Origin of the sequence: Paenibacillus sp. FSL A5-0031, assembly GCF_001956295.1 — a bacterium.
Taxonomy (GTDB): Bacteria; Bacillota; Bacilli; order Paenibacillales; family Paenibacillaceae; genus Pristimantibacillus.
The window spans coordinates 69,076-86,502 of the sequence record NZ_MRTD01000016.1 but is presented as its reverse complement, the minus strand read 5'-3'; the positions used below and the strand labels follow the sequence as shown (position 1 = coordinate 86,502).

Here is a 17,427-nt window from a genome sequence, read left to right as displayed (position 1 = left end):
GTTCGGGTTTTTCCGAGCTGCTTACGTTTTTTTGTGTGGATGAATGACAGGAGCAGCTATTAAAAGATGTCTACCTGCTCGTGGCATGCGGCTGGGATGTAGTTCGCATATTTGTTTACGTTTATACGATCACCGTTCTCAAATAACAAAGCAAGCTCTTGCGGCGAGTTTTCCTTATTGCTTCCTGCGCGGTTGTCATACACATTCTGAACGACGTTGAGCGGGTTGCAAAACGCTAAGGATACTTCGCTGCATGCTAGAAATTGGCGTCCCTCAGACAGCTCCTGCGCACGTCCTGCCATACATCCTTCAAGTGTATTGGGGTTAGAGAAATCCAAGTTTTTCAGATGCGGAAGAAGATTAGTTGTGCGGTATACCGAGCTGGAAACTTCAATCGGATAACCGAATTCATACTGCGCCGATGTCCAGTCAAACTTGCGATAGCCATACTCGATAATGTGGTGCCATGGAATAGACTGTTCGGCACTCATCGTATAGCAGTAACGGATGTTTGGTCCCAGTCTTAAGGAAAAGCCAATCAAATCGTTGTGTGCAGCTAATGTGTTCATGACGGACTGCAACGTGAAATCGCGAACGAACATGCAATCATCCACGATGAATAGAACATAGGCATAGGGTTCCATCGAAGCGATAACCTGCTCTTTGAATTGCTCCTCTTTAATAAATTGCACCATCGGGTATTCGTTTTTGAGTCGTTCATATTGTGATTCATAAAAATCGCTCGATGTCTTGTAAAGGACCCTCATGTGAAAATTGGAAATATCGAGGGCATGCAAATAAAGCGATCGCAGTGCTGCATCCAGCTGGAGGGCTCGATCCTTGCTGAAAATAATACCCGTCAACGGTATTAAAATAGGCGCTGCCCCTCCGTCGCTTGGTTGTTCAACAAGAGAAGAGGCAGGAGCAGTAGGAGCTATTGGAGCAGCTGGTGCTTTACGGGCGAGGATGCCGCGCTTCCATCCTCTTGCTCGTTTGTTTATTCGATTTGACCGCAGCAGCTTCTTTCCCTTGCGAGAAGCTCTGCGACGCGTATTTGCGGACGTACGATTTGTTTTTTTACTTTGTCGTTTCATCCGCTTATTCGCAGCTGGTTTTCGTTTGACAACGGTTTGAGACAAACGTTATACCTCCTTATTTTCAAGAAACCTCGTTCAATGTATTCTATGTCGATAATTTGGCATGGTACGGGCAATTGATAGTCATGGAGCGCCTGTATTCCATTGCTTGATCGCATCTATTAAATTTTCACAGACTGGGTATTCATCAGAACAACAAACTATCGAATGAATAAACATAGGAAGATGGCAAAGTATATTTGAGAGAAAGAGAGGATGTTTCTATGCGGACGATAGATAAAAATACGAAAGTGGTCATTCTAGCAGGCGGGTTCGGCACTAGAATAAGCGAGGAGTCGCTCATGAAGCCAAAACCGATGATCGACATTGGGGATAAGCCAATCTTATGGCATATCATGCAAACCTATGCGCATTACGGCTTTACGAATTTTGTGATTTGTTTGGGCTACAAAGGTTATTTCATCAAAGAATATTTCTATCATTATTTTTTGCATCACTCGGATGTGACCTTTGATTTATCGAATCGAAACGAAATGACAATTCATGAATCTTCCATTGAACCGTGGAAAATCACGTTGGTCGACACCGGCAAAGAAACGATGACGGGCGGCAGGCTAAAACGAGTTCAGCCGTATTTAGGAAACAAGACTTTTATGCTGACATACGGCGACGGGGTTTCGGACATCGATATTGGCAAGCTGACAGCTTTTCACTGCTCTCATAACAAGCTGGCTACAGTAACGGCTACGCAGCCAAGCGGCAGATTTGGCGCTCTCGATATAAAGGACAGCAATAAGGTCATTGATTTTATGGAGAAACCGAAAGGCGACGGGAGCTGGATTAATTCAGGTTTTTTCGTAATGGAACCGCAGCTGCTTGATTATATTGAAGGCGATCATACAAATCTAGAGATGGACTGCATGCAGAAGATAGCTAATGATGGACAGCTTATGGCTTATAAGCATGAGGGGTTCTTTCAGCCGATGGATACGCTTAGAGATAAAAACTATTTAGAAGATTTATGGAAATCAGGAAAAGCGCTATGGAAAAAATAAAGGAGTGTCCATGATGAATCCAAGCTTTTGGCGTAATAAAAAAGTGTTCATTACTGGACACACCGGCTTTAAAGGCAGCTGGCTTTGCTTGTGGCTGGCAGCGATGGGCGCCAAGGTGACTGGTTATGCGTTAGCGCCGCCGCAGCAGCCTAATTTATATGAGCTTTGCAATATCGATGCGATGATTCAATCCGTTACCGGCGATATTAGAGATTCAGCAAGGCTGAGCAAGGTTTTGTTAGCTGCTGAGCCTGATATCGTTATTCATATGGCAGCTCAAGCTCTGGTTAAGCCCTCCTACGAAACGCCTGCTTATACTTTTGAAGTCAACGTCATGGGTACGGTTAATCTTCTTGATGCGGTAAAGCTTGCTGTGGAGAGTGGAGCGGGCATTAAGGCGGTTGTTAATGTAACGACAGATAAAGTGTATGAAAATAAAGAATGGGCATGGGGCTACAGGGAGAGCGATAGGCTGGGCGGTTATGATCCATATTCAAACAGTAAAGCTTGCTCGGAGCTTGTTACAGCCTCTTATCGCAATTCCTTCTTTCATAGCAAGGATGAGAAGGTTCACGGTGTCGGCATTGCAACGGCAAGAGCGGGCAATGTCATCGGGGGCGGAGACTTCGCTCAGAATCGATTAGTTCCAGATATGGTTCGTGCCTTCATGGACGGCAGTGCGGTAAGCATTAGAAACCCTCATGCGATAAGGCCTTGGCAGCATGTACTTGAACCTTTAAGCGGATATTTGCTGCTTGCAGAGAAACTTTATACGAACGGATCAGAGTATGCGGAAGGCTGGAATTTCGGGCCTCGCGATGAGGATGCAAGGCCGGTAGGCCTGGTTGTAGAACAACTTGGTGCGAAATGGGGCGGCGTAGTGGTGCAAACGGATACAGGCAAGCACCCGCATGAAGCCCATGAGCTGAAGCTGGACTGTTCGAAGGCAGAGCGGCGCTTAGGCTGGAAACCAAGATGGAGCCTTGATCAGGCTCTGGATAAGGTCGTTGAGTGGACGCTTGCCTATCAAGGCAACGAAGATGTTCGGCAGGTTTGTTTGAAGCAATGGCATGAATATGCCGGGAAAACAAGCTGAGGGGGGGGACATCAATGATAGATAGAAATTCCCATGCAGCCTTAACCGCTTTAGTCACCGGAGCCACGGGTTTTATTGGCTCACACCTCGTTCGAAAGCTTTTGGCGGAAGGGGGGAAGGTGCACATTATCGCTAGAAATGATTCGAGCCTTAAGCAACTGGGGGATGTCCAGGGTGCTATCACCATACATCGGCATGATGGAACGATTGACAGTATGTTCGCAATTGTCGAGTCTGCTAAGCCCGATCTTGTTATTCATTTAGCATCCTTCGCCACAGTTACGTATGCGCCAAGACAGGTAGAAGAGATGCTGACAAGCAATATTATTTTCGGTACGCAGCTAGTGGAGGCGATGTTGTCGCAGCACGTTTATGCCTTTATTAATACGGGAACCTTCTCGCAGCATTTTGACAATAAGCTTTATAGTCCAAAATCGCTGTATGATGCCTCGAAACAAGCGTTTACGGATATTTTAGCTTATTATTGTGAATCGTCGCCGTTACGTGTAATTACGCTGGAGCTGTTCGATAATTACGGTCCAAACGATACGAGATCCAAAATCATTTCGTTGCTGCTGAAGGCAGGGAAGGAACAAAAACCGCTTGCGATGTCACCTGGAGAGCAGCTGATTGATATTGTACACATTGATGATGTTGTTGAAGCTTATATGCTCGCAGCCCAGCAGCTGCTAAATGAAGGGGCAGTTAAGAACGAGGTTTATTCCGTATCTTCACAGCAGCCCATTCCACTAAAGGAGTTGGCAGGCATTATCGAAAAAATAATGGATGTACCGTTACAGGTGAATTGGGGAGGACGACCCTACCATCCGCGAGAAATTATGATTCCATGGAACAAGGGGGCAGTCGTGCCGAAGTGGAAGCCAAAAATAACATTAGAGGAGGGAATTAAAAGATTAATAGAGCAGCAGCAATAGGAATGAGAATAGCTTGCTGCTAAAAATGAGGAGGGTAAATAAAGATGAGAATTTTGCTTTGTTATGAGGCGGTTGAGGCAGCTGCGGGCAGTAAGGCAGCCGGTCAGCTCACCGCTGTGCTCCATGATTTACTCGCTCCAATAGGCGCAGTAACGCTGTTCAATGCCTCATTTTTTGATGAGAGGATAGTGCAAGGTCAAAGCTACGATCTGTATGTAGGCGGCCCCTATCATCTCTTGCGTATAAAAGGGCTATGCCATATAAAGAAAAGCATATTGATAACGACAGGGTTGCACCCACATGAGATCAACCACAGCACGACTAGATTAAAGGCTGGCCATAACCTGCCAGATGATGTTTTCCATGAGACTGCTGCACCGAATGTTGACGAGCTGGAACAGTCTATCAAACTAGCTGATTTCATTATCGGAATCGGAAATATTGAAACCTACAATTCTTACATCAAACGCGGACTGCCAAAATGGAAAATAAAAATGCTGTTAGGCGGGATTGCTGCTTTAGATCAGCCCAATACGTTGCCATCTTCGGAAAGTGTAAAAACGGGGCAAAGAAGAGTGTACACGTATAGCGCTCCAAAACTCGGATTAAACAATGGTTTTGAAGCCGTCTTTCTACTCTTCTCGAGTTCAGATATCGCGAGTCAAAATTTGGAGCTGCATGTTGTGGGGCAGCCTGCAAATAAGTTTTTCAACAATAGGCTGCTGCAATTAAAAGCTGTGCTCGGCGATAAGCTGTTTGTTCACAGGGATGAGCTTAATGATGCCCAGAGCGCAGAGCTGCTCTCAAACACTGATTTTATCGTTTACCCCTCGTTAGGCCAATATGATTCTACGATTTTACAGGGACTAATCCACGGCGCTATACCGCTTGTCACCGCGCAGTCCGGCATCGATTTTTCACCCATCGGAGTATTCGACCCATTGGATCATTTGCAGCAAAAACAGCTGCTGCAGCGCACGCTTCAGCTGAGCGATCAAGAGATTGTGTACTGGAAAAAGAAGACGATTGAATATGTAAAGGAATATCACCTTCCTTATAAGCAGGTGCTGGATAAGACGATTAAGGATTGCCTGAACGGGAATTTATATCCGAAAATAAGCATTACGCTGCCTGTTTTCAATAAAGAAGCTACGATTGTTCCCCTAATAGCGGAGCTGCACCGTGCTGTGAGCGAATATAAAAATGCTGAACTCCGCATTATTTTCGATGGCTGCTACGATCAAAGCGAATATGTGGTGAAGCAATTTTTTCAGACCGTTCAAGTGGATTACAGTATTGCTTATGAAACGACGCCAAACATTTTTGAGATTAAAACGAACAACATCGGCTTAAAAAAATCATCAGGTGCTTATTGCGTCATTTTGCAGGATGACAATTATGTTTACGATAAAAATATCTTTTACGAGGTTGTACAGTTTATGGACAAAAATACGAGTTGTGCCATTGTCGGCTGCTTATCCGGCGTTAACTTTTACCCGAGAGGAACGATGCTTAGCGGACCTGGGCAAATCTCATGTTCTGCAAACGAGGTGTATTGGAGGCAGGATGAGAAAGCAGATCCGAATTTGAAAAATCGTGTTTTTGAAGTGGATGCTTGCATGCGCGGACCGCTCGTCATTCGAAAATCATTTTTGGAGCAATATGGATACTTGGATGAATGCTACGCGCCTTTGTATCAAGACGACATGGATATTTGCTTTCGGGCTAAGCATTACGGCTATAAGGTGTATTGCATGATGTCTGATGTAGAGAACCGTTCTTTGACAATGGCCCATTACGATACAGGGATGAGCAGGATGTTCCAGGAGGTGATGGAGCGAAATACGAATATTTTTTATGCAAGATGGACGCCGAGTACAAACAAAGATTATGCATGGATTCATCGAACTCGCGTTGATGGATCATAGGTTAGAAGGAAGTGGTCAAGAATGATTTATTTAGTAAGTTTTGCATCGCCGGAATTTCAATCCTATCAAGATAGATTAAACGCGACTGCGCTGCAATTTGGCGTTGATCGTGTCATTTCATATCATCCAAGCGATCTCGAAGGAACGGCTTTTGCTCGTAAGAATGCAGCAATTTTTCAGCATGAGAAAGGCTTTGGCCTATGGTGCTGGAAGCCGTACATTTTACTGGACTCTTTATCGAAAATGGAAGAAGGAGCGCTGGTGCTCTATTCGGATGCGGACACGCGGTTTACCAGTCCACTGTATCCGCTATTTGCCCACTGCGCCGATAACGGCGGATTTGCTTTTTTTAAAACAGCCTACTATTTAAATAAAAGCTGGACAAAAAGAGACAGCTTCGTGCTCATGCAGTGCGACAGCTCGGGTTATTGGGAAGCGGAGCAGGTTTGGGCTGGATTTTTTATGTTTTACAATAATGAGAAAAGCAGAAGCCTTTTAGAAGAATGGCTGTTTTATTGCCAAGATTATAAAGTGATTTCGAATGCAGAAAATAGCAGCGGCCTGCCGAACTTCCCGGAATTTATCGATCATCGTTACGACCAGTCGATTCTTTCGCTGTTGACGGTTAAATATAGCTTGCCAGTGACAAAGGATATGTATCATTACTTTATGTTGCCAGACAGGAAAGTTACACCAGAATGAAAGGAGCTTGCCCGATGAATGTGAAGGTCAGCATAGTAATTCCGTGCTTGGATGAGGGTAGATTTATTGAACAAACCATCGATTCCTGCTTAGCTTCTTCCTATTCGGAGATTGAAGTAATCGTCGCGGATTATGGATCAACAGAGCCAGCGACAATCGATCTATTAAATCGTTTAAATAAACCAAAGACGAGAGTCATTTATGAGCGGGGTAGCGGACTCCCAGCTGCGAGGAATGCGGGGATTAAGGCAGCACAGGGCGACTTCATCGTATCGCTGAATGCAGATGATTTGCTCCATAACAGCTTTCTTGAGAAGGCGATTCGCCTGCTTGAGCAAAATCCAATGGCAGGCATTGCTTCGCCAGGCTATCATACTTTCGGGGCTGTTCATTATAGCTGGGAGCCGCCGGTCTTTCATTTTGGCCGCTTGTTAGCTGAAAATATTATATGCATAAGCGCTCTCTTTCGGAAGCAGGCTTGGCTTGAAGCTGGCGGCTATAACGAGGGGATGACGGATGGTTATGAGGATTGGGACTTTTGGATTTCGCTTTCGAAAAAGGGCTGGACCAGTATAGCTGTAAATGACGCCCCGCTGGCTTATCGTGTATTAAGCGCCGATTCCGATGGTTCCAAGCATGATCTGCTCAGTAAACAAATTGTGAGTAACCATCCAGAGCTGTTTCATGAAAACCGATTGGATAAGCTATGGCTCAGCTGGCTGCGCGACGAATGGGAGGTTAGGAGAATGCTGCGCAGGCGGCTTGGTCAAGATATTGAGCTCGCGCCAATCGTAAGCATCGTTATTCCCTGTTACAATTACGGCCAATATGTGGAGGAGGCCGTAGATTCTTGCTTAAACTCGACCTTTCAAGAGATTGAAATTATTGTCGTAAATAACGGCTCTACTGACCCCTACACGATCGATGTTCTGCAACGCCTTCAGCGGCCAAAAACGAGAGTCATTCATGTGCAGACGAATATCGGTCTGCCGTATGGACGAAACGTTGGCATAAGCGAAGCAAGAGGGAAATATATATTGCCCCTTGATGCGGACGATAAAATACAGCCTACTTTAATTGAGAAGGCTTACCGCATATTAGAAGCGAGACCGGAGGTTGGGTTCGCGACTGTCGGCTTAGAGTATTTCGGCGATCAATCGTGGGTTTGGATTCCGCCCGAATTTGATTTTAACCGCTTGCTTTCTGAAAATATTGTTTGTGTCACCTCGCTTGTTCGCAAAAATGCTTGGTTATCAGTAGGGGGTTACAATGAAGCGATGATACACGGCTATGAGGATTGGGATTTCTGGATTTCGTTATGCGAGAGGGGCTGGCGTGGGACTGCCATTCATGAAGCCTTGTTATTATACCGGCGTCATGGCCATTCGTTGTCCTATGATGCGGGACAGAAGCATACGATGATTGTTCAGCAAATACGAGCGAATCATCCGAGCTTATACTGAAACAGCGACATGGTTGAAAGAACGATGAAGATGCCCTAAGGCTTTTGTCCAAACCATCTGCATCTATCATTCATTGTATAGTAGTGAGTGTGTAGAAGGAGGCGGGAAGGTGCCAAAGGTAACGGTTTTGATGCCGGTTTATAACGGTGAATTGTTTTTGCGTGAAGCAATCGAAAGCATTTTAAATCAGACATTTCAAGATTTTGAGTTTTTAATTATTGATGATGGATCCAAGGATCAGAGCGCCGCAATCATTGCCTCTTACTCGGATACAAGAATCCGTTTCTTTAGCAATGGATCAAACTACGGACTTATTTTCACGCTGAACAAGGGGCTTGTTCTTGCTCAAGGCGAATATATTGCTAGAATGGATTGTGATGATTTTGCTTTTCCTGATCGTTTGGCTAGGCAGGTTGAGCATATGAATCAATACCCGGATATCGGCCTTTGCGGTACAGCGATAAAATATATGCATACCGATATTTGGGTTAAGCATCCAACCGATCATGAGGACATTAAGGCAGGGCTTTTGTTTTATTGCTCTCTAAATCATCCAACGGTCATGATGCGGAGCTCCGTCGTTAAGAGCTACTCGCTTTATTATGACTATCAGAGTCCCCATACGGAGGATTATGAGCTGTGGACGAGAATGGCGCAATTAACCCGTATCACGAATATACCTGATGTTCTGCTTCATTATCGCATTCATAGTGAGCAAATAGGCGCGAAGCATAATGCGGAACAACAAATGATCGGGAAAAAAATTGTATTCAATCAGCTGATTCAGATGGGGCTTCTGCCTACGGAGGATGAGCTTAATCTTCATATGGACGTATGCGAGAGACGTTTGCAGGCAACAGACGGTTTTGTTCAAGGGGTGACAAGCTGGTTCGATAAGCTTCGGGCAAAAAATATAGAAACGAACCATTATTCCCAGCAGAGCCTTGAAAATGTGTTGAATTCGTATTTTGCTGAGGTTTCAAGCTATTATCATGCTAATCTGCCAGTTGCCAAACCAGCTCCAAGCATAAGAAGAACGAAGCCGTTAAGAAGAAACGGACGTAAAAGGTTAGGAAAAAAAACAACCGGCATACGAAGAAAAAAAAGTAGTAAAGCCGCATCAAGCAGGAGAGCTGTCAGCCGGAGCAAGCGTAAGGTGAGTGTCCAGCCACGGAAGAAAGGGAGCGCAATAAAAGGAAAGAAGCGGGCATCATAAAAACAAAAGCCACAGCGACTATGGGTAGTCACTGTGGCTTTTGTTTATATAACCGTATTTATTGCTGATCGATATACCATTTCACGGTTTTCTCTAACCCTTCCGGCAGATCCGTCTTCGCCTTGAAGGAGAATAGCTGCTCTGCTTTGGATGTGTCAAGGCATCTTCGCAGCTGCCCGTCGGGTCTGCTTGCATCCCATCGTATATTTCCGGTGTAGCCTGTTTTCTCCGCAATTAAATGAACGAGCTCTTTGATTGAGATTTCGCGGCCTGTGCCAATATTGACAGGCTCTTCGCCATTAAACTGCTCTGCGGCTTGCAGAATAGCTGTTGCAGCGTCCTCCACATATAAAAACTCTCTTGTTGCAATTCCTGTGCCCCAAACCTCAATGTAATCAGCATTCTGTTCTTTCGCCTCTAAGCATTTGCGAATAAGCGCAGGAATGACATGCGAGGTTTCCAGATCAAAGTTATCTCTGGGACCATACAGATTAACGGGTAGAAGGAAGATGGAATTAAAGCCGTATTGCTTGCGATAAGCTTGAGACTGAACGAGCAGCATTTTTTTGGCTAAGCCATAAGGTGCGTTTGTCTCTTCAGGATAGCCGTCCCACAGCTCTTCTTCCTTGAATGGAACATTGGCAAATTTGGGGTAAGAGCAAATTGTTCCGCAGGCTACAAACTTCTCGACACCGTGGAGGCGCGATGCCTCTGCGAGGTGGATGCCCATCGACAGGTTGTCATAAAAAAAAGAACCTGGATTTGCGCGATTGGCTCCAATCCCGCCTACTTTTGCGGCCAAATGAATGACGATATCCGGTTTATAGTCTTGAATAACGGACATACATGCGGCCTGGCTAGTTAAATCATATTGCCGGCTCCTCGGTACAATAACGTCTGCTGCATCGTATTTAGCAAGCAGCTGGGTGACATGCGAGCCTAAGAAGCCGGAGCCTCCGGTGACCATAATTTTTTTCCCTTTCAATTGACTCATTATCAGCCTCCGACCTTTCCTATTTAACCTGAATATATAATTCTACTTATCAGATTATGTAATCGGCTCTTAATGTGAGCATGTCTTTGCCTATTTATAGAATAGAGTTTGAGAAGCTTCCATTACGTCCATACCAATTCGTTTGAGAGACATACTATGTTACTAATTGGGATGATAGGGAAGGGGCAGATGCTTTGAAGATTGCTTTTGTAACAGGGATTACGGGACAAGACGGCGCATATCTAGCTGAATTGCTGTTAGATAAGGGATATATTGTACACGGATTGCAGAGAAGAAGCTCTCTGCCGAATACCGGAAGAATCGACCATTTGTTGAATGATTCCAGCATTAATGAACAAAGATTTTTTCTTCATTATGGAGACCTAACGGATTCTTTAAACATAGTGCGAATTATTGAACAGGTGAAACCGGATGAAATTTATAACTTGGCAGCGATGAGCCATGTTCATGTCAGCTTCGATACGCCAGAGTATACAGCCAACGCAGATGGCATCGGAACGCTGCGCATACTGGAAGCTGTACGACTGCTCGGGCTTACGCAAAAAACAAAAATTTATCAAGCCTCAACATCAGAGCTTTACGGGCTGGTTCAACAAATTCCGCAGCATGAGAAAACACCGTTTTATCCTCGCAGTCCTTATGCAGTTGCCAAGTTGTATGCCTATTGGATCACAGTAAACTACCGCGAGGCCTACGGCATGTTCGCGTCCAACGGTATTCTCTTTAATCATGAAAGTCCTTTGCGAGGAGAAACATTCGTTTCACGCAAAATTACGAAAGCAGTGGCACGCATAGCGCATGGATTGCAAGACAAGGTTTACTTAGGAAATTTAAATGCGCAGCGAGACTGGGGACACGCAAGAGATTACGTCGAGGCGATGTGGCTGATTCTTCAGCAGCGCGAGCCGGAAGACTTTGTCATTGCAACAGGATACACGACAGAGGTTAGAGAGTTTGTTCGTCTTGCTTTTGCCGAGATCGGTGTGGAAATAGTATTTAAAGGGGAAAAGGAAGAGGAAGCGGCCTATGTAAAGGCATGCCATAATCCTGCCTATTCGCTTCCGGTCGGCAAGGAGGTTGTTGCCGTGGATGCCAAATATTATCGGCCTACCGAGGTTGAGCTGCTGCTCGGAAGTCCTGAGAAGGCAAAGAAACAATTAGGGTGGACACCTAAATACGACGTTCAAGCGCTTGTTAAAGAAATGGTTATGCAGGATATGAATGCACTAAAAGGAGCGCGAGGCTAATGAAAATAATTTTGCTCTCGGGAGGCTCCGGAAAACGATTATGGCCGCTCTCGAACGGCTCGCGAACGAAACAATTTTTAAAGGTGCTCAAAGGGGAGAACGGCGACCGAGAATCGATGGTTCAAAGGGTGTGGAGACAGCTGCAAGAGGCTGGTCTTGAGGCTTCATCCTATATCGCCACATGCTCCTCTCAGGTGGATTTGATTAGAAGCCAGATTGGCAACCAAGTTCCGATCATCGTGGAACCGGAGAGAAGAGATACCTTTGCGGCTATTGCTTTGGTTTCCGCTTATTTGAATTCAATAGTGAAGGCTTCTAAGGATGAGATCGTATGCGTGCTGCCTGTAGATCCCTATGTGAATGCCGATTTTTTCGAAAAGATCAAAGAATTAGAGCTGGTTTTGAAAGGAACGAATGCGGAGGTTGCCTTAATTGGATCACGTCCGACTTATCCTTCTGAGAAATATGGCTATATGATTCCATCTCCTATGAATCTCGCATCACAAACTAATAATAGCATCGTGATTACAAGCTTTGTCGAGAAGCCGCCAGCGCTGATTGCCAAGGGGTTAATAGACAATGGTGCACTATGGAATTGCGGCGTGTTTGCCTTCAAGCTTGATTATTTGCTCTCGCTTCTGCGCGATCGGAATTACCCAACCTCCTATCAACAATTATCCCGCCAATATGCTGCGCTGCCCAAAAACAGCTTTGATTATGAAGTGTTGGAAAAAGCGAAGCAGCTCAGAGCCATCGCATATGAAAATGAGTGGAAGGACCTCGGCACATGGAACACGCTAACGGAGGAAATGGATACGAATGTAATTGGGCAGGGTCTTATAAGCGACGATTCGAACAATACGCATGTGCTTAATGAATTGGATATCTTGGTGACGGTGCTTGGTTTATCGAATATTGTTGTAGCAGCAAGTCCGAATGGCATTCTCGTATCCGATAAATCTGCGAGTCCCCGCATTAAGGAAATGATGCAGCCTATCGATCAGCGATTGATGTACGAGGAGCTCCGCTGGGGCTGGTATCGCATTTTGGACGTGTTTAAGCTGGAAGACAACCGAGAGACGCTCGTGAAAAAAATTGTGGTTCATACAGGGGAGCATTATGTTCCGGGTCCATTGACCTCTCGAAGGGTTATATGGACCGTTCAAGCCGGCAAAGGCGTAGCGATTGTGGATGGCAAGCCGCTAAACGTCGCTCCCGGGGATTGCTTGGAAATGGAGTCGACTACAAGCTACAGCATAGCCGCTTTAACGGAGCTTACTTTAGTGGAAGTACAAATTGAGACGACGAGCGGAATGGACGTATGACATTTAGTAAAAGGATGCTGGTCTTATCCATCATCGACAGCTTGCTGCTCCTCGGAAGCTGGATGTTTGCTTTTTATTTGATTTATGGCGAGCTTCTGCCTCAATTATATTGCTTGGGCACGCTGAATGTTGTAGATAATACGATTAAGGCTGAAGTGCAGCGATTTGTATTCATCTCTACCTAAGCTATGTGGCGGGAGGCATGATCGGCGAGAAAAACGATATCGTTGTCGCGGATATAAGAAAACCTTCAGAAATTGTAGGCATAGCCGATGGAACGGGTGGTATGCTGCCTCCATCCTCAAGCTGAATCGAGAGTGCTTGCATGCAGAAAAACATACATTCCATTGTGGCATTTCGCGCATCCCATTAGGGATGCTTTTTTATTATCGCTGTCGACTTTTCCGTCGTGCTAAAAAAGCGGTGGAAATTTCACTTTTTCATTGACCATGAGGTTAATATCACATAGAGTTAAGTTGTATTTCATTATAAAATGGACAACTTTATTCCAAATATGAGGTGGAAATCGGAACGATGATGAATATGTTTAGTCGCGCTACAATAACCATCCTTCTCCTAACCCTTCTCTGGCCAGCGGCAGTATCAAACGCAGCAAGCAATCTGCTTAACAATGCCGGTTTTGAAAATGTTGCGGAGGGAGCGCCTTCAGATTGGACGCATGATGCGTATTTGAAGGAAGAGCAAATTACTTCGTATACGATTGATAATACCGAAGCGCATACAGGAACCTATTCAGCCGTGCTTGAGAACAAGCAAGCTAATCACTCGCGGTGGACACAGACGATAAAAGTAAAACCAAAAACAACATATAAATTTTCTGGGTACGTGAAGACGGAACAAGTAGGCTTGGATGCAACAGGGGCTCTATTTTTCGTTGAAGGCGTAGCAGTAACTTATCCTGAAGTGAAGGATACAAATGGAAAATGGGCATACGTTGAGTTTTATGCGAAGACGGGCCAGGACCAGAAGAGCATTACGTTCAGCGCTAGTTTAGGCGGATACGGGAGCATTAATACCGGGAAAGCCTATTTTGATGACGTCAGTGTAGAGAAAGTATCTAAGGCGCCATCCGGTGCAGAGGTGTTCAGCTTAGTCCCTACGGAGACAAGCCAAGGAACTGAAGCATCGACTTCGGGCGGCTCAGTCCTTCCGCTTATTTTGTTTGGCGCACTGTTTACCTTGTTTTTTGCACTTATCTATAAGAAGCTGTTTCGAGATCGAAGCTGGCTTGACGAGAAACAACATTTACATAAAACCATTCTTGTATTCGTGTTTCTCGGCGCGCTAATTTTGCGGCTTTGGATTGCTGTTTCAAGCAGTGGTTATGCGAATGATATCGCTTTGTTTATGGCTTGGGCTGACCAAGCTGCGAAGCAGGGGCTTTCTGGATTTTACCATTCGGGAATGTTTGTAGATTACCCTCCCGGCTATATTTATATTCTGTATGTATTAGGTTTAATAAAAGATATGCTGTCGCTAGATTCAGGATCAAATGCGGCAATGCTTCTATTTAAGCTCCCGGCGATTTTAGCCGATTTGGCTGCTGCTTATTTCATTGTCCAAATAGGCAAGAAGAAAGCAGGCTATTCGATAGCGTTAGGATTAGCGCTTCTTTTCTTATTCAATCCAGCTATTATTGTGGATTCTGCCGCATGGGGGCAAGTGGATTCAATATTTGCGCTGGCACTCGTGCTGGCTATTCATGGACTGGTCGAAAATAAAATAGAGCGCGCTTCGGTTTTGTTTGCTATTGCAGCGCTTATTAAGCCGCAGGCATTTATATTCATGCCGGTGCTGCTGTTGTGGTTCGTATATCGGAAAGATTGGAAGAAGATTCCGGTCAGCGCATTTTACGGCTTAACTACATTTATATTGCTCGCTTTGCCTTTCTTCTGGGGCAACACCGGCTTGTCGGGCCTCATTAAGCTGTATTCAGGAACCTTGTCTTCTTATCCGTATGCGACGCTAAATGCATTCAACTTCTATGCGTTAAGCGATGCGAATTGGAAGCCGATTAAAGATACGTGGCTGCTGTTTTCGTTCAAAACATGGGGGAATATCTTCATTTTTGCAGCCGTAGCGATCTCTGCTTTTTTTGCACTGTTAAAGCGAGACAATGAATCGTCAAAGCGCTCTTATTTTATAGCGATGGTGCTTATCGTTGTCGTATTTATGGGTGTAACGAAGATGCATGAGCGTTATCTGTTTCCAGTAATGCTGCTTGGAATTTTTGCTTTTATACAATCGCTCGATCGCAGGATGTTGATGGTGTATTTCGGATTTAGCTTGACGAGCTTCATCAATATTGCTTATGTGCTTGACTACAGCAAAGTGAGCACGAACGTGCCTTTTAATGGAATTGTTCTATTGTGCTCGTTAGCAAATGTTGGATTGATGCTTTACTTGTTATATATCGGATATGATAATTATGCACGCGGAAGATTGAAGTCTATCGCCCCGCTGCTGGAGGAAGAACGCAAACAGTCGGATCACAAGACACTAAGAGCTTTCAAAGCTGAAGCGATCTCAAGAGTGAAGCAAGAGAATGAACGATTCGTGCGCAAGGATTGGATATGGATGGGTGCGATTACGCTAATTTATGCGGTCGTCGCGCTATTCCAGCTTGGCGAGATGAAGGGGCCGACAACCGCATGGCAGCCTTCGACCGTTGGTCAAAGCTTTTACGTTGATTTGGGCGAGGTCAAGCAGCTTGATCGCATCAACAGCTTTGGCGGAGTTGGAACAGGAAAATACAAATATGAATTTAGTCAAAATGGGACCGACTGGGACAATCTCATGGAAGTCGACAGCAGCCATGTTGCTGTATTTACTTGGAACAGTCAGCCCGCGGCGCTCGCAGCTCGGTATGTGAAGCTTACGACGGTTCAAACTGGCTTCTCTATGCATGAGATGGCTATTTACGAGCAAGGCAACCAAATACCGTTATCAATCGTCGGTATTAATGATGAGCAGGCGAAGGATGCCAAACGAGGCAGCGTACCTTTGCTCTTTGATGAACAGAAGCGCGCGAAATATGAAGCGACTTATATGAACGGATCTTATTTTGATGAAATTTATCATGCCCGTACTGCTTATGAGCATATGGAGCATATTGTAGCTTACGAGAATACGCATCCACCGCTTGGCAAAATTATAATTGCGATCGGTATTAAGCTGTTTGGGCTTAATCCGTTTGGCTGGCGTATTGCCGGCACGCTGTTTGGCATTGCAATGCTGCCGTTAATGTATGTATTTGCGAGAAGGCTGTTTAAAACGACTGTTTATGCTGGTGTGGCGACTGCCTTGCTAGCAGCAGATTTTATGCATTTTACGCAGACTAGAATTGCAACGATTGACGTTTACGGCGTGTTTTTCATTATGCTAATGTTTTATTTCATGCACAAATATTATTCCTTAAGCTTCTACAAGGTAAAGCTGAGCGCTACTTTGCTACCGTTGTTTTTAGCCGGTCTCTTTTTTGGAATCGGTGTAGCTTCCAAATGGATTGTGCTCTATGGGGGCGCAGGCTTAGCTATTATGCTCGGTTTATCTTTATTTGATCGTTATAAGGAGTATGCAGCTGCCAAGCGGGTTCTGAAAGAGAACAAGAAAGAGTCTGGCTTTAGCCAAGACAAGCTGCAGCATATTATAAACGTATTTCCTCGATATACGATCATAACGCTTGCAGTATGTCTCGTATTTTATATCGTTATACCGCTTGCGATTTATGCGTTATCCTACATTCCCGTGTTGACTGTAATGGATGAAGGATATACCTTAAAAAGTCTAGTGGATTATCAGAAGCATATGTTCAGCTATCATAGCAAGCTGGTATCGACGCATCCATTCTCATCCTCATGGTGGGAGTGGCCGTTCATGAAGAGGCCGGTATGGTATTACTCAGGCGACAATATGGCAGCAGGTATGAAATCCACAATTGTAGCGATGGGCAATCCGCTTATTTGGTGGGCAGGCATTTTTGCGATGGCAGCGACGATATGGATGAGTATCAAGCGGAAAGATAAAGCGATGTATACGATATGGATCGCGTTTCTAGCGCAATATGTGCCTTGGATGCTTGTAACAAGGCTTACGTTCCTTTATCACTATTTTGCAATGGTGCCGTTCATTATTCTGAGCTTGGTCTACATGTTTAAAATAATCGAAGAGAAACGGCCAAACTTTAAGCTGATTCGAAATGTTTTTGTGGCAGTAGCGATATTGTTGTTTGTGATGTACTATCCTGCGCTATCCGGTATGACTGTAAAGACCTGGTATGTAGAGCATGTTCTGCGCTGGTTCCCAAGCTGGTTATTTTAAAATATAA

Annotated in this window: 13 protein-coding genes; 11 read left to right on the top strand and 2 right to left on the bottom strand. The window is 44.9% G+C overall.

Annotated elements, in window-relative coordinates; genetic code table 11:
- Window positions 1-59 precede the first annotated feature (59 nt).
- The gene (locus tag BK120_RS25070) at window positions 60-1,139 is read right to left on the bottom strand and encodes a hypothetical protein (RefSeq protein WP_076270236.1); all 1,080 of its coding nucleotides are present in this window, start codon (window positions 1,137-1,139) and stop codon (window positions 60-62) included.
- 221 nt (window positions 1,140-1,360) lie between these two features.
- Between BK120_RS25070 and rfbF the strand changes: the two genes are divergently transcribed.
- The 7 genes from rfbF (at window position 1,361) to BK120_RS25035 (ending at window position 9,492) form a co-directional block, all read left to right on the top strand.
- Window positions 1,361-2,152 (top strand): glucose-1-phosphate cytidylyltransferase, encoded by a 792-nt coding sequence (gene rfbF, locus BK120_RS25065; protein ID WP_076270235.1) that lies wholly within the window; start codon window positions 1,361-1,363, stop codon window positions 2,150-2,152.
- 10 nt (window positions 2,153-2,162) lie between these two features.
- Window positions 2,163-3,248, top strand: a complete 1,086-nt coding sequence (rfbG, locus tag BK120_RS25060) for a CDP-glucose 4,6-dehydratase (RefSeq protein WP_076270234.1) — start codon at window positions 2,163-2,165, stop codon at window positions 3,246-3,248.
- A gap of 14 nt (window positions 3,249-3,262) precedes the next feature.
- Entirely contained in the window at window positions 3,263-4,183 is a 921-nt protein-coding gene (locus BK120_RS25055; RefSeq protein WP_076270233.1) for an NAD-dependent epimerase/dehydratase family protein, read from the top strand.
- A 44-nt stretch (window positions 4,184-4,227) separates the two neighbouring features.
- Window positions 4,228-6,111, top strand: coding sequence for a glycosyltransferase family 2 protein (locus tag BK120_RS25050; RefSeq protein ID WP_076270232.1), 1,884 nt, complete (start codon window positions 4,228-4,230; stop codon window positions 6,109-6,111).
- A 21-nt stretch (window positions 6,112-6,132) separates the two neighbouring features.
- On the top strand, window positions 6,133-6,813 hold the full coding sequence (locus BK120_RS25045) for a putative nucleotide-diphospho-sugar transferase (RefSeq protein WP_076270231.1): 681 nt from the start codon (window positions 6,133-6,135) through the stop codon (window positions 6,811-6,813).
- A 14-nt stretch (window positions 6,814-6,827) separates the two neighbouring features.
- A complete protein-coding gene (locus tag BK120_RS25040; protein ID WP_076270230.1) occupies window positions 6,828-8,276 on the top strand; it encodes a glycosyltransferase family 2 protein in 1,449 nt (482 codons plus the stop codon).
- 109 nt (window positions 8,277-8,385) lie between these two features.
- Complete coding sequence (locus BK120_RS25035) at window positions 8,386-9,492, top strand: glycosyltransferase family 2 protein (RefSeq protein ID WP_076270229.1); 1,107 nt, start codon at window positions 8,386-8,388, stop codon at window positions 9,490-9,492.
- Window positions 9,493-9,550: 58 nt separating this feature from the next.
- Here BK120_RS25035 and BK120_RS25030 read toward each other — a convergent pair whose 3' ends face one another.
- Window positions 9,551-10,486 carry a GDP-L-fucose synthase family protein gene (locus BK120_RS25030; RefSeq protein WP_076270228.1) on the bottom strand — a complete coding sequence of 312 codons (936 nt, stop codon included), beginning with the start codon at window positions 10,484-10,486 and terminating at the stop codon, window positions 9,551-9,553.
- A 194-nt stretch (window positions 10,487-10,680) separates the two neighbouring features.
- Here BK120_RS25030 and gmd point away from each other — a divergent pair, with 194 nt between their 5' ends.
- The 4 genes from gmd to BK120_RS25010 all read left to right on the top strand — a co-directional run bounded on the left by gmd (window position 10,681) and on the right by BK120_RS25010 (window position 17,420).
- Window positions 10,681-11,754: a GDP-mannose 4,6-dehydratase gene (gene gmd, locus BK120_RS25025; protein ID WP_076270227.1), complete on the top strand. Its 1,074-nt coding sequence runs from the start codon at window positions 10,681-10,683 to the stop codon at window positions 11,752-11,754.
- Window positions 11,754-13,079 (top strand): sugar phosphate nucleotidyltransferase, encoded by a 1,326-nt coding sequence (locus tag BK120_RS25020; protein ID WP_076270226.1) that lies wholly within the window; start codon window positions 11,754-11,756, stop codon window positions 13,077-13,079. Before gmd ends, BK120_RS25020 begins: the two co-directional genes overlap by 1 nt.
- Window positions 13,076-13,264 (top strand): hypothetical protein, encoded by a 189-nt coding sequence (locus BK120_RS25015; protein WP_076270225.1) that lies wholly within the window; start codon window positions 13,076-13,078, stop codon window positions 13,262-13,264. The genes BK120_RS25020 and BK120_RS25015 overlap by 4 nt, the downstream gene beginning before the upstream one ends.
- A 349-nt stretch (window positions 13,265-13,613) precedes the next feature.
- Window positions 13,614-17,420 carry a phospholipid carrier-dependent glycosyltransferase gene (locus BK120_RS25010; RefSeq protein ID WP_076270224.1) on the top strand — a complete coding sequence of 1,269 codons (3,807 nt, stop codon included), beginning with the start codon at window positions 13,614-13,616 and terminating at the stop codon, window positions 17,418-17,420.
- Window positions 17,421-17,427 lie beyond the last annotated feature (7 nt).